A 12,479-nucleotide genomic window follows, 5' to 3' on the forward strand; every position below is an offset into this window, starting at 1 on the left:
TGGAGTTTTTGTGGGTTTTGCAGTCTATCGATTTGTAACCGCCGCCGCCGACATGGCCTTGGCGACACCGCGCAGTATGTGGATTTCCTCGTCGGTCAGTTGGGCGCGGTGAAACAGCTGCTGCAGCCGTGGCATCAGCTTCTTGGGCGCGGCCGGGTCGAGAAAGCCGATGTCCACCAGCGAGCGCTCCCAGTGGTCCAGCATGCCGGCCACCTGTTGCGTGTCGGCGCGGCGCGGCGCGTCGGCCGGCGCCTCCAGCACCGCATCAAAGCCGCCCAGCGCCAGCCGCCATTCGTAGGCCACCACCTGGATCGCCGCGCCCAGGTTGAGCGAGCCGAACTGCGGGTTGGTAGGAATGCGCAGCGCCACGTGGCAGCGGTAGACGTCCTCGTTCTGCATGCCGAAGCGCTCGGAGCCAAACAAAAAAGCAATGCCGGCCTCGCCCGCCGCGGCCGCACCGGCTGCGAATGGCTCCAGGTGCTCACGCGGCGTGCTGGTGGGCGGGCCGAAGTCGCGCGGGATCATGGCGGTGGCGCACAGGTGCGTCATGCCGTCCAGCGCCTCGTCCAGCGTGGCGACGATGCGCGCATTGCGCAGCACGTCGAGGGCGCCGCTGGCGCGCTGGATGGTTTCTTCGCGCCGCAGCACGTTGTCCCAGCGCGGCGCCACCAGCACCAGATCGTCGAAGCCCATGGTCTTCATGGCGCGGGCCGCGGCGCCCACATTGCCGGCGTGGCTGGTTTGAATCAGGATGAAACGGGTACGCATACAGGCCGGCGGGTAAAATCCGCGTATTGTCGCCGCCCGCATCGCCGGGCGCCCCCCGCGCCTCACCGCCGCCGAACCGCTCCTGCCCACAATCCAATGTCGACCAACCTGCATCCCATGCTCAACGTGGCCACCAAGGCCGCACGCGCCGCCGGCGCCATCATCAACCGCGCCGCGCTCGACATCGAATCGGTGCGGATCTCGCAGAAGCAGGTGAACGACTTTGTCACCGAGGTGGACCACGCCAGCGAGCAGGCAATCATCGAAACCCTGCTCACCGCCTATCCCGGCCACGGCATCCTGGCCGAGGAATCGGGCAGCGAGCATGGCGCGCGGGATTCGGAATTCGTCTGGATCATCGACCCGCTCGACGGCACCACCAACTTCATCCACGGCTTCCCGGTGTACTGCGTGAGCATTGCGCTGGCCGTGCGCGGCAAGGTCGAGCAGGCCGTCGTCTACGACCCCACCCGCAACGACCTGTTCACCGCCACCAAGGGCCGTGGCGCCTACCTGAACGACCGGCGCATTCGCGTCTCCAAGCGCACGCGGCTGGAAGAGTCGCTGATATCCACCGGCTTCCCGTTCCGCCCGGGTGACAACCTGCAGCAGTACCTGCAGGTGATGAGCGAAGTCATGCAGCGCACCGCCGGCCTGCGCCGCCCGGGCTCTGCCGCGCTTGACCTGGCCTATGTGGCCGCAGGCTTCACCGAGGGCTTCTTCGAAACCGGGCTGTCGCCCTGGGACGTGGCTGCGGGCTCGCTGCTGGTGACCGAGGCCGGCGGCCTGGTCGGCAACTTCACGGGCGAGGCCGACTTCCTGGAGCAGCGTGAATGCCTGGCCGCCAGCCCGCGCATCTACGGCCAACTGGTGAGCCTGATCAGCAAGTACTCCAAGTTCGCAGGCGTGGAGGCCAAGCGCTCTGCCGCCTATATCCCGATCGGCGACGAGCCCGTGGAAGAACCCGCAGCCCCGGCCGACGCGGCGCCAGAAGCGCCCGCCACGCCGCCGGTGCGCAAACTCACCCGCGCCCGCAAGACCCCCGACGCCCTCTGACGCCCAGGCGCGATGCGGGTATCAGCCCAATTGCGCAAAAAGGCCTGGCGGCTGCTGTGCACGCTGCTGAGCCACAACATCACCAACGGCCTGGCGGTGGCCGTGGGGTTGATGCTGGTCACGATCACCATCTATCTGCTGGACGACCTGTCGGCCGCGTCGGCTGCCGCCGTGGGCGCGCTGATCACCACCCTGCCTGACCTGCCCACGCAGAAAAAGCACAAATTCCAGCAACTGCTGCCCTCGGCGTTGCTGGGCGCGCCGCTCTACTTGGCGATCCAGTTGGCGCACCAGAGCGCGCTGCAGCAGGGCGTGATTTTGGTCTGCGGCACCTTCGTCGCCTTCATGGGCATGGCCTGGGGCAAGCGCGGCGCGCCGCTCAGCGCCAGCCTGATGTTCTCCATGCTGTTCTCCATGGCCTCGCCGCCGGTGGGCTTTCTGCTGTCGCTGGAGCGCACCGGCTGGTTCCTGGGCGGCGCGGGGCTCTACATGGTCTATGCGGTGGCGGCCAACGGCCTGCTGAACGCACGCTACCGCTCCCAACTGCTGGCCGCCACGCTGCTGGAGTTGGCCGAGGCGCTGCGCAGCCAGGCGCGCCGCTTCTCGCCCTATGCCGAGAGCGAGGTCTTCACCGGCGACATGCTGCGCCGCCAAGCCGCCCTGGCCGACACCCTGCAGACCGCGCGCGACGTGATCCTGGAATCGCCCCGCACGCCGCAGCGCCAGAAGATCGCCGCCATGCTGCTGACACTGCTGGAGGCGCGCGACCAACTGGTGGCCTGCGAGCTCGACATGCAGGCCCTGACCACGCACGACCTGGCCGCCCTGCCGCCGCTGGCCGATGCGCTGGCCGCCGCCGCGCGCCAGATCGACGTGCTGGCCACGGCCCTGCTGCTGGGCCGCCAGCCGGCCGACGCGCAAACCCTGCGCATCGCGCTGGGCCGGCTGCACCCGGCAGACAGCAAAGCCGCAGCCCCAGCCCTGCAGCTCTCAGCCAGCGTGCACGACGCCGGGCTGCGCGTGGCCGCCATCGGCGATGAGGTCGAGCGCCTGTTCCGCCTGGCGCGCGGCGACCAGGCGCCCGAGCTGGCCGCGCTGCGGGAGAACTGGCAGCTCTTCATCAGCCCCACCGCCTGGTCCTGGACGCCGCTCAAATCCGAGCGCGGCTGGTACGGCCCCACGCTGCGCCAGGCGCTGCGCGCGGCTGCGGCCATCGGCACCGGCTTTGCGCTGGCCATGCACCTGCCCTGGGGCACGCACAAGTACTGGGTGCTGGTCACCATCACCGTGGTCATGCGCGCCAACCTGGCGCAGACGCTGCAGCGGCGCAATGCGCGTATCGCCGGGACCTTGCTGGGCTGCCTGGTGGTGATGCTGATCCTGTCCACGCACCCGCACCCCATCGCCATCCTGAGCTACATCGCCATCGGCGCGGCGATTGGCCATGCCTTTGTGGTCAAGCGCTACATGATCACCGCCACCGCCGCCACCACGCAGGGGCTGTTGCAGGCGCACCTGCTGGTCACCGGCTCGCACCCGAGCTTTGCCATCGCCGAGCGCATCGGCGACACCCTGATCGGCGCCACCCTTGCCTGGCTGTTCAGCTACGTGCTGCCGGTGTGGGAACGCCAGCAGGTGCCGCGCCTGGTGCAGCGCACGCTGCAGGCCCAGGGCCGCCATGCACGGCTGGCACTTACCGCCGGTGCCGAACGCACGCCCGACATCGACTGGCGGCTGGCGCGGCGCGAGGCCTATGAGAGCCTGTCCGCGCTGGGCCAATCCACCACCCGCACGCTGGCCGAGCCCAGCGCTGTTCAGTTGCCGCTGGAGCCGCTGGAAACCCTGCAGGCCCAGGGCTACCGCCTGCTGACGCAGTTGACGGCGGTCAAGTCCACCCTGCAGCTGCGCCGCAGCCAATTGCAGATGGAGCGGGTGACGCCAGCGCTGGCGCAGGCGGCCGATGCCATCGAGCAAGCCCTAGCCGCGGCACCAGGCACGGCGCCAATGCCGGCCGATGAGCCGCTGCCCGACGCCAGCAGCGACGCCATGCGCCCGCCTGATCCGCTGGCCGACGACCTTACGCCCTGGCTGCTGGGCCGGCTGGCGCTGGCGCAAGCCACGGCACGCCGCCTGCGCCGCGCGGCCGAGCGCTCGCACGGCTGAGCGCGCTTTCTCTTTGGGGCCACGCCCCACAACTCCACCCTCATCACAGGAAAGGTGTACGGATGCTCGATTTGTCGCAGTTCTCTCCCTGGGTCGCCACCCTCATCGCCGCCACGCTGGCCGTGATCGCGGCACTGGTCGCACACCGCATCGGCGCCATGCTGCTGCTGCGCGCCACGCAGCCCGCGCCGGTACTCAACGCCACGCTGCGCGCCTGCCAGCGCGCCGCGCGGCTGGTGCTGCCGCTGCTGGCGCTGCAACTGGTGTGGCAGGCAGCGGCAAACGACATGCGCTTCATCGAGAGCCTGCGCCACTTCAACGGCCTGCTGCTGATCGCGGCCACCACCTGGCTCGCCATCAGCGCCATCAACGGCCTGGCCGCGGGCCTCATCGCCCAGCACCCCTACGATGTGGACGACAACCTGCAGGCACGCCGCGTCATGACCCAGGCGCGCGTACTGGCGCGCACCGCCACCTTCATCGCACTGCTCGCCGGGCTGGCCATGATGCTCATGACCTTCCCCGGCGCACGCCAGGTCGGCGCCAGCCTGCTGGCCTCGGCCGGCGTGGTCGGCATCGTCGCCGGCATCGCCGCCCGGCCCGTCTTCAGCAACCTGATCGCCGGCCTGCAGATCGCGCTGGCGCAGCCCATCCGCATCGACGACGTACTCATCGTGCAAGGCGAATGGGGCCGGGTAGAAGAAATCACCGGCACCTACGTGGTGCTGAAGATCTGGGACGACCGGCGCCTGATCATCCCGCTGCAGTGGTTCATAGAGAACCCGTTCCAGAACTGGACCCGCACCGGCTCGCAACTGCTGGGCTCGGTGTTTTTCTACGTCGACTTCGCCATGCCCGTGGCGCCGCTGCGCACCGAGCTGGAACGCCTGGTGCCCACCCTGCCCGAATGGGACGGCCGCTTCTTCAACCTGCAGGTCACCGACGCCACCGAGCGCAGCATGCAGCTGCGCGTGCTGGCCACCGCGGCCTCGTCAGGCAAGGCGTTCGATTTGCGCTGCAAGCTGCGCGAGGGCCTGATCGATTTCATGCAGCGCGAGTACCCACAGTTTCTGCCCACGCTGCGCGTGCTGGGCGCCGAGGCAGCAACACCACCCAGCACACTGCCCCCGTCGCCCGCCGACGGCCCAGGCAGCGCGGCAGAAGCCGGCCTGAGCGCTACGCCCAGCGTGCCGCAGGCTTAGAACGTATTGACGATCTCTATGGGTCGCCATACAGATCGCAAACACGTTCTAAGCAGCATCCCTTTCAAGGGCTTGTGATCTGTTCGGTAGTTCTGGTGTCTTGCTAGGGACAGGAGCCGGGACTCGCCCCGGCGGGCAGTCAAAGAGAAGGCGAGCCGGAGCTGGAGCCCGCTGCGCGGGTACCCTGCGCTGCTCGGCTCCATCAACGGCGTGGGACAGCCGAAGACCAACAGCCAAACACCCAATACCGGGCCGAGCGCAGCGATGGCCCGTGTGGCTGTCCCGGGGTCCCCTCTGTGGTGTTGAGGAGCGGAGGAATCGGCAGGTTGCCCGTAGCGCAGCGAAGGGACGGCGAGGACTGTTTGAGCGCAGCGAGTTCCGCAGCCGCCTGCCGACTCCGAGCACCGCAAAGCAGTCCGGCAAAGCCGGACCGCCACAGTGGGGTCGCCTTCTCTTTGGTGACTTTCTCTTGGCGACACAAGAGAAAGTTACTCGCCCGCCGGGGCGAAATCCCGGCACCCGCCGCCTGCAAGGCACACAGGCGCAGGGATATCTCAAAGACCTTGAAAGGGATGGTTCTTAGCTGCGATCACCCACCACCGGCAGCGTGCCGGCGCGGACGGCGGCCAGGACTTCTGCCTTGACCTCGGCGCGGGTCTTGTCGGATGGCTGTGCGGCCGGGCTTGTGGGATAGCCGTATGCGTACTGGCGGACCGGGTCGAGCTCGCCAGCAGCACGGGCTGGGGCGATCTGGGCCACCACCTCGGCACGGGTCAGGGCCGAGCGCGAGGCCTGCGCCGCCGGCACGCCATAGGCTTCACCGACTTCCAGTTCACCTGCGGCGCGGGCGCGCTGCAGTTCGGCCACCACGCTGGCGCGGGTCACAGGCGCAGCAGCCACGGCGTCCTGGGCAAAAGCGCTCTGGCCCACAGCCAGGGCAAGAAGGGAAGCGGCAACGAGAGTACGGGAGTTCATGGCGATGTCTTTCTAAAGCAGTTCAACGGATGGACCGAGCGGTCCGTTTTCGCCGAGGGCTCGAAAGCGATGCGGCGATGGATGAACTGTAGAAGTCATTCGCCCATAGATAAATAACGCGCTCAGGGATGCTTAGTTGCTGATTCAGGAACAAAGCGGCGCGGCAGGCTGCCCGGGGTTGGCAAGCCAATCCGTATATATTTTTATACAATCCTCTGATGTCAGATGACAAGGAGATTCGCTGGGTAGGGTCTGCCTACGACGATCTGCGGGCATTTCCGCCAGATCCGCGTAGAGATGCTGGCTTCCAATTGGGCAAGGTCCAGGCCGGGCTTGATCCGATCGACTGGAAACCCTTCGACGACGTAGGCGCCGGCGCCAAGGAAATCCGCCTCAAGGATGCCAGCGGCGTCTATCGGGTGATGTATGTGGCCAAGTTTGAAGAGGCGGTCTACGTCCTGCACTGCTTCCAGAAGAAAACCCAGGCCACCAGCAAACAGGACAAGGCCATTGCCGAAGCGCGCTACCGCGCCGTGGTCCATGCAAGAAAGACCCAGAAATGACGATCGACACCGCTATCCGCCACGTGACAAAGCCGGGCGCCAACCTGTTCCTCGAACTGGGCTTTTCGCCAGACGAGGCCAAGCGCCTGCAGGCCGCATCCCGCCAGCAGATCAATGACACGCAGTTGCTGAAAGAGCAATTGATGGACGAGCTGTCTGCCTGGATTGCCGAGCATCACCTGAAGCAGGCCGATGCGGCCGAGATCCTGATGGTCTCGCGCCCCCGCGTCTCCGACGTGGTGAACAAGAAGACCGCCAAGTTCAGTATCGACGCACTGGTCGAAATGCTCAGCCGCATCGGCAAGCCAGTGACGCTTGCCGTTGGCTGAACTCAGGAGCGCGACAACAGCTCGCTCGCCTGAATACCCGCCTCAATTGCACCCAGCTCGCGCGTCAGCAGTGCCTGGCCTTTTGCAGCAAGCGCGCGGTGCGCCGCCAGGTCTGCCCAGCGGCTGGTGGAGGCTTCAGCGGGCGTGATCCACACGAAGCGGATACGCCCCTGCGCCAGCTCGGCCAGACGCTGCTCGCGCGCCGGGTCGGCCTTGTCCCAGGCGCAGCCGATAAGGGTGCGCGGGCCCCGGCGCTCGCGGGCGTCCAGCTCGGCAAAAAACGGCAGCTTGGCAGACACCCAGGCAAGCAGGCCAGCGTTCAGCGCGGCATCCAGGGGCGATGGGGTGGCGGCACGGCTCTTGTCGAACTCACGCAAGGCGCCCACGCGGTAGTGCACCGCCTGGTTGGCACTGACCGTGCCGGTCTCAATGATGGCCGGCCCGTTGGAGCGAGAACCATCGGCGCGCCGGATCTTGCGCAAATCGGCGAGCTGGGCCGGCAGCATGCACAGGTACAGCGCGGCATGCTCGGCCGACAGCGCCGTGCCATCAGGCAGCGCGCCGGGCGTGCCCTGCTCTGGCGTGGGGGTGAAGGGGGATTCGATCGGCGCAGGCGCCGGCTTGTGTGATTTACCGCGATCGGCCATGGCCGTTACTCCTCGTCGCGGGTCATCCGGACGGGGTGGATTCTATCGGGCGGGGGCTTTCTGCCAGGCCTGGCAAATGGCAAATGGTCAGCACTCTGCCCCTGAAGGCGACGACACATTCGCGCTTGAGGTAACAGCAGCCAACCGGGTGGCGAGCATGTCGGCCTGTTCGGCAAACTTCTTCGCATTGCTCTTTTGCAACTGCGCCAGGTTGTGCAGCTTCCAGCGGATGCCCGGCAGGTGCGCAGCGGCGGGAACAGCACCTCGTGCACCGGCCGGTTGCTGCAGGCCAGGTAGACAACGAAGGCGCGACGGATGCCGGGCGTGACGCCTTCATGCGCAAAGAGCTGCATCACGTCGAACAGGTCGCGCGGGTGCTGCCGGTCCAGCGCCGCCACCAGCTTGCCGCCGTACACATCCTCCAGCGACACCAGCGGGATTTCCAGGTCGGCCATCAGCACATCGCGGGCTGTTGGCGTAAGCGAAGCCTGGCGCACCGGCCGCACGGTGCCGCGCATCACGAAGTTCACTTCGATCTTGACCTGCACAGGGCCACGGCGCACCAGCAGCTTGGTCTCGCCCGCTGCCGCCGCAGGTGCATGGGTCTGAAAGCCCAGCTTCTTCAGTCGCTCGGCCGCCTGCCGCACAGCCTCATTGATGCGCGCCAGCGCTGCGTCGCGCGGCAGCCTGTGGTCAGGAAAGACCAGATCGAGGTCCACCGACAAGCGCGGCATGTCGCGCACGAACAGATTGATCGCCGTGCCGCCCTTCAGCGCGAACGTGTCGTCCACGAACACCAGCGGCGCGACCTGCGTCAACAGGCGCGCGGTATCGAGATAGGTCTGGTTCATGCCTTCAGCACCAGCAGGCCGTCGGCGGATCGGGACACCCAGGGCCGGTCGCTGCCCGTGGGCAGCGTGGCCGGATCGAGCTTGGCGGCCCAAGGCAGCGATGCCTCGCGGCCAAGCTGCAAGCACAGCCGCACGGTCTTGACGCTCGTGCAGCGCTGCAGCAGCTCACGCAGCACGTCAGCGCGCAGGCTGTAGGCGCTCTCCATGAGTTCGCGCGCCTCCTGCAGCGGCTGGCGCACGCCCACGTCGCTCAGCAGCTCCAGCAACGCACGCTCCGGCGCCGAAACCTGCGCCGCCCCGCTGCGCTTTTCGAACGGCCCGATGTGCAGCAAGGCGCCCGGCTCCTCATCGAACAGGCGCTTGCGGCTGTACTCAGCCGGAAAGCGCTCGGTGAACCACTCTGGCAACTTGCCTGTTGCCCAGCCGTAGAGCTGCAGCACCGGCTGCTGCGCCACGTACTGGCGCACGCCGTACCAGTCCAGCGCCGACTTGCCGCCTACGTGCAGGCCCTCGAACCGGCGCTGCAGCAGGATCAGACTCGGATGCAGTGCCAAAGGGTCATTGGGGCGGCAGAACACTCCGCGTGTCAGGCGTACGAGCCAGCCCGCGCGCACGTAGTGCACGGCCAGGTCCGCCGAGATGCCCAAGCCCGCCAGGTCGCCCGATGTCAACGGCGTTCCCGGGGCCCAGTGGGTGTAGAGCGAATTTAACTTGCTCGTTCCAGTCGTAGCCATACTTCGATTGAAGCATTTCTTTCAAATGACTGTCAATTGAAATAGCACGATGAATCGTAGCCAAACTACGGCTGAATCAAACAATCAAAAATATGCGTGCTCAAGGGCTTCAAGATCACCGCCTTGCGCTTACCCCTGGAGCGGTGCTTCAGCCGGCATGCACCAAGAGATTCAAGTACGCTCAATGAGCGCATAATGCCGCCCAATGCAGTTCCCCCTGCCGCGCACGGCGGCACGGATTCTTGTCATCGGCATTCATGACCGACCCCAAGCCACAAAGCCCTACGCCAGCCGTCATACACGAAGCCCGCCTTGCTGCAAGCCTGACGCAGACAGAGGCGGCTCAAACGGTGCGGGCATCGCTGCGCGGATGGCAGCAATGGGAGGCTGGCGATCGGGCCATGCCGCCCGGCTTGTTCGAATTGTTCATGCTCAAGACCAGGCAATGGTCGCTCGGCGATGAAGCGCAGAAGCGTGTCGCGAAGATCGAAGACATGGCGAAGCGCGCCGCCAACGGCCCCCCAAAGGCTGGCGACATGCTCGCTAACTAGATGATTTAAATGGAAAAAACAGACACCTCCGCCCACACCCCCATGATGCAGCAGTACCTGCGTCTGAAGGCGGACTTCCCCACCACCCTGCTGTTCTACCGCATGGGCGATTTCTACGAGCTGTTCTGGGAAGACGCCGAGAAGGCTGCGCGCTTGCTGGACATCACGCTGACGCGGCGCGGGCAGTCGGCGGGGCAGCCGGTGGTGATGGCGGGCGTGCCGTTTCACGCCATGGAGAACTACCTGGCCAAGCTGATCCGCCTGGGCGAATCGGTAGCCATTTGCGAGCAGGTGGGCGAGGTCGGCGCCAGCAAGGGGCCGGTGGAGCGCAAGGTGGTGCGCGTGGTCACGCCCGGCACGCTGACCGATGCCGAGCTGCTGCAGGACAAGGCCGAATCCGTGCTGCTGGCAGTGCACCACGGCCTGCGCAATGTGGTGGGCCTGGCCTGGCTGTCTGTCACGCAGGGCGAGGTGCAATTGGCCGAATGCCCGCCCGATGCGCTGGAGAGCTGGATCGCCCGCATCGCGCCCAGCGAGGTGCTCTACAACGCCGATGCCGCCAGCGCCTTCGCCCAGCAATTGCAGGCGCTGCGCCGCAACACGCCTTTTGCGCTGACGGCGCGGCCAGAGTGGCAGTTCGACGCCAAGCTGGGCCAGACCAAGCTGCAAGAGCAATTGGGCACCAACAGCCTTGCCGCCTGGAGCGCCGAGCAGTTAGCGCAGGCACATGCCGCCGCCGCCGTGCTGCTGACCTTTGCCGAGCACACCCAGGGCCGCGCGCTGTCGCATGTGAAGACGCTGCGCGTGCAGCGCGACGATGAGCTGATCGAGCTGCCCACCCTCACCCGCCGCAACCTGGAGCTAGTGAAGACGCTGCGCGGCGAGGATTCGCCCACGCTGTTCTCGCTGCTCGACACCTGCATGACCGCCATGGGCAGCCGCGCGCTGCGCAGCTGGCTGCTGGAGCCGCAGCGCGAACGGCGCCAGGCGCAGCAGCGGCTGGACGCCATCGGTGCGCTGCGCGGCGCGCGCGGTGAAGGCCCGTTTGGCCGGCTGCGCGAGCAGCTCAAGGGCACCAGCGACGTGGAGCGCATCAGTGCCCGCACGGCGCTGCGCCAGGTGCGCCCGCGTGAGCTGGTGGCGCTGGTGCAGTCGCTACAAAAAGCAGAGCGGCTAGCCCAGGTTCTACCTGGGGAAACGGCACTTTTCTCTAAAATTTCTGAAGATCTGCAGCCGCCGGCAGAAGTGGTGGCGCTGCTGCAAAGCGCCCTGCTGCCCGAGCCGGCCGCGCTGGTACGCGATGGCGGCGTGATCGGCACCGGCTTTGATGCCGATCTGGACGAGCTGCGCGCCATCCAGGACAACTGCGACGGCTTTCTGCTGGAGCTGGAAACGCGCGAGAAGGCGCGCACCGGCATTGCCAACCTGCGGGTGCAGTTCAACCGGGTGCACGGCTTCTATATCGAGGTTACCGGCAGCCATCTCGACAAGGTGCCGGACGACTACCGCCGCCGCCAGACCCTGAAGAACGCCGAGCGCTTCATCACGCCCGAGCTGAAGGCTTTTGAAGACAAGGCGCTGTCAGCCCAAGAGCGCGCACTGGCGCGCGAAAAGTGGCTGTACGAGCAGGTGCTGGATGCCCTGCAGCCGCATGTGGCGGCACTGGGCCAACTGGCCAAGGCCGTGGCCACGGTGGACGCGCTGTGCGCGCTGGCCGAGCGCTCGCTCACGCTCAACTGGTGCCTGCCGGAGTTTGTCAAAACGCCCTGCATCGAGATCGAGGCCGGCCGCCATCCGGTGGTGGAAGCGCGCCTGGCCGAGGGCTACGGCGCGCCGGGCGCGGGCAGCGGCTTTATCGCCAACGACACCCGCCTGGGCCCGCGCCATCGCATGCAGATGATCACCGGCCCCAACATGGGCGGTAAGTCGACCTACATGCGGCAGATCGCGGTGATCGTGCTGCTGGCTTCCATCGGCAGCTACGTGCCCGCCAGCGCCTGCCGGCTTGGGCCCATCGATGCCATCCACACCCGCATCGGCGCGGCCGACGACCTAGCCAACGCGCAATCCACCTTCATGCTGGAGATGACCGAGGCCGCACAGATCCTGCACACCGCCACGCCGCACAGCCTGGTGCTGATGGACGAGATCGGCCGCGGCACCAGCACCTTCGACGGGCTGGCGCTGGCATCCGGCATTGCCACGCACCTGCATGACAAGGCGCAGTGCTTCACGCTGTTTGCCACCCACTACTTCGAGCTGACCGAGTTCCCGGCCAAGCACCATGCCGCCGTTAACGTGCATGTGAGCGCAACCGAATCCGGTGCCGACATCGTCTTCCTGCACGAGATCCAGCCCGGCCCGGCCAGCCGCAGCTACGGCATCCAGGTAGCGCGCCTGGCCGGCATGCCGGCCGTGGTGGTGCAACACGCCCGCCACGCCCTGGCCGCGCTGGAAGAAAAAGCCAGCGCGCACCAGGCCCAGGTGGATCTGTTTGCGCCGCCGCCAGAAAGCATCGCGGCCGGCCCGAGCATGGTGGAGACGCGGCTGGCAGACATAGACCCCGACGCGCTCACGCCGCGCGAGGCGCTGGATGCGCTCTATGCGCTGAAGAAGCTGTCGCTGCGCGACGCGCGCTGA

Annotated in this window: 11 protein-coding genes and 1 pseudogene; 7 read left to right on the forward strand and 5 right to left on the reverse strand. The window is 67.0% G+C overall.

Annotation, left to right across the window (positions count from 1 at the left end; translation table 11 throughout):
- Positions 1-24: 24 nt before the first annotated feature.
- A complete protein-coding gene (locus AAFF27_19965; GenBank protein ID XAH22275.1) occupies positions 25-768 on the reverse strand; it encodes an RNA methyltransferase in 744 nt (247 codons plus the stop codon).
- A 96-nt stretch (positions 769-864) separates the two neighbouring features.
- Here AAFF27_19965 and AAFF27_19970 point away from each other — a divergent pair, with 96 nt between their 5' ends.
- From AAFF27_19970 to AAFF27_19980, 3 genes are all read left to right on the forward strand, one after another.
- Complete coding sequence (locus AAFF27_19970) at positions 865-1,824, forward strand: inositol monophosphatase family protein (GenBank protein ID XAH22276.1); 960 nt, start codon at positions 865-867, stop codon at positions 1,822-1,824.
- Between the two features lie 12 nt (positions 1,825-1,836).
- A complete protein-coding gene (locus AAFF27_19975) occupies positions 1,837-3,987 on the forward strand; it encodes an FUSC family protein (GenBank protein XAH22277.1) in 2,151 nt (716 codons plus the stop codon).
- A gap of 62 nt (positions 3,988-4,049) precedes the next feature.
- Positions 4,050-5,189: a mechanosensitive ion channel domain-containing protein gene (locus AAFF27_19980; protein XAH22278.1), complete on the forward strand. Its 1,140-nt coding sequence runs from the start codon at positions 4,050-4,052 to the stop codon at positions 5,187-5,189.
- A gap of 579 nt (positions 5,190-5,768) precedes the next feature.
- On the opposite strand, the gene AAFF27_19985 is transcribed toward AAFF27_19980, so the two are convergent.
- Positions 5,769-6,164, reverse strand: coding sequence for a DUF4148 domain-containing protein (locus tag AAFF27_19985; protein ID XAH22279.1), 396 nt, complete (start codon positions 6,162-6,164; stop codon positions 5,769-5,771).
- A 218-nt stretch (positions 6,165-6,382) separates the two neighbouring features.
- Here AAFF27_19985 and AAFF27_19990 point away from each other — a divergent pair, with 218 nt between their 5' ends.
- On the forward strand, positions 6,383-6,727 hold the full coding sequence (locus AAFF27_19990) for a type II toxin-antitoxin system RelE/ParE family toxin (protein ID XAH22280.1): 345 nt from the start codon (positions 6,383-6,385) through the stop codon (positions 6,725-6,727).
- Entirely contained in the window at positions 6,724-7,056 is a 333-nt protein-coding gene (locus tag AAFF27_19995) for an XRE family transcriptional regulator (GenBank protein XAH22281.1), read from the forward strand. Before AAFF27_19990 ends, AAFF27_19995 begins: the two co-directional genes overlap by 4 nt.
- 2 nt (positions 7,057-7,058) lie before the next feature.
- On the opposite strand, the gene AAFF27_20000 is transcribed toward AAFF27_19995, so the two are convergent.
- The 3 genes and pseudogenes from AAFF27_20000 to AAFF27_20010 form a co-directional block, all read right to left on the reverse strand.
- Entirely contained in the window at positions 7,059-7,703 is a 645-nt protein-coding gene (locus tag AAFF27_20000; protein ID XAH22282.1) for a hypothetical protein, read from the reverse strand.
- 87 nt (positions 7,704-7,790) lie between these two features.
- Positions 7,791-8,554, reverse strand: a pseudogene (locus AAFF27_20005) (nucleotidyl transferase AbiEii/AbiGii toxin family protein).
- On the reverse strand, positions 8,551-9,288 hold the full coding sequence (locus tag AAFF27_20010) for a type IV toxin-antitoxin system AbiEi family antitoxin domain-containing protein (protein XAH22283.1): 738 nt from the start codon (positions 9,286-9,288) through the stop codon (positions 8,551-8,553). The pseudogene AAFF27_20005 and the gene AAFF27_20010 overlap by 4 nt, the downstream one beginning before the upstream one ends.
- Before the next feature lie 257 nt (positions 9,289-9,545).
- On the opposite strand from AAFF27_20010, the gene AAFF27_20015 reads away from it, so the two are divergent.
- Both AAFF27_20015 and mutS read left to right on the forward strand, forming a co-directional pair.
- Positions 9,546-9,839 (forward strand): hypothetical protein, encoded by a 294-nt coding sequence (locus tag AAFF27_20015; GenBank protein XAH22284.1) that lies wholly within the window; start codon positions 9,546-9,548, stop codon positions 9,837-9,839.
- 9 nt (positions 9,840-9,848) lie between these two features.
- Positions 9,849-12,479: a DNA mismatch repair protein MutS gene (mutS, locus tag AAFF27_20020; protein ID XAH22285.1), complete on the forward strand. Its 2,631-nt coding sequence runs from the start codon at positions 9,849-9,851 to the stop codon at positions 12,477-12,479.

Origin of the sequence: Xylophilus sp. GW821-FHT01B05, from assembly GCA_038961845.1 — a bacterium.
In the GTDB taxonomy this organism is placed as follows: Bacteria; Pseudomonadota; Gammaproteobacteria; order Burkholderiales; family Burkholderiaceae_C; genus Xylophilus.

Excerpts from the sequence above, each read along its gene's own strand:
- AAFF27_19965 (XAH22275.1), bottom strand. The coding sequence starts at position 768 with ATGCGTACCCGTTTCATCCTGATTCAAACCAGCCACGCCGGCAATGTG.
- AAFF27_19970 (XAH22276.1), top strand. The coding sequence starts at position 865 with ATGTCGACCAACCTGCATCCCATGCTCAACGTGGCCACCAAGGCCGCA.
- AAFF27_19975 (XAH22277.1), top strand. The coding sequence starts at position 1,837 with ATGCGGGTATCAGCCCAATTGCGCAAAAAGGCCTGGCGGCTGCTGTGC.
- AAFF27_19980 (XAH22278.1), top strand. The coding sequence starts at position 4,050 with ATGCTCGATTTGTCGCAGTTCTCTCCCTGGGTCGCCACCCTCATCGCC.
- AAFF27_19985 (XAH22279.1), bottom strand. The coding sequence starts at position 6,164 with ATGAACTCCCGTACTCTCGTTGCCGCTTCCCTTCTTGCCCTGGCTGTG.
- AAFF27_19990 (XAH22280.1), top strand. The coding sequence starts at position 6,383 with ATGTCAGATGACAAGGAGATTCGCTGGGTAGGGTCTGCCTACGACGAT.
- AAFF27_19995 (XAH22281.1), top strand. The coding sequence starts at position 6,724 with ATGACGATCGACACCGCTATCCGCCACGTGACAAAGCCGGGCGCCAAC.
- AAFF27_20000 (XAH22282.1), bottom strand. The coding sequence starts at position 7,703 with ATGGCCGATCGCGGTAAATCACACAAGCCGGCGCCTGCGCCGATCGAA.
- AAFF27_20010 (XAH22283.1), bottom strand. The coding sequence starts at position 9,288 with ATGGCTACGACTGGAACGAGCAAGTTAAATTCGCTCTACACCCACTGG.
- AAFF27_20015 (XAH22284.1), top strand. The coding sequence starts at position 9,546 with ATGACCGACCCCAAGCCACAAAGCCCTACGCCAGCCGTCATACACGAA.
- mutS (XAH22285.1), top strand. The coding sequence starts at position 9,849 with ATGGAAAAAACAGACACCTCCGCCCACACCCCCATGATGCAGCAGTAC.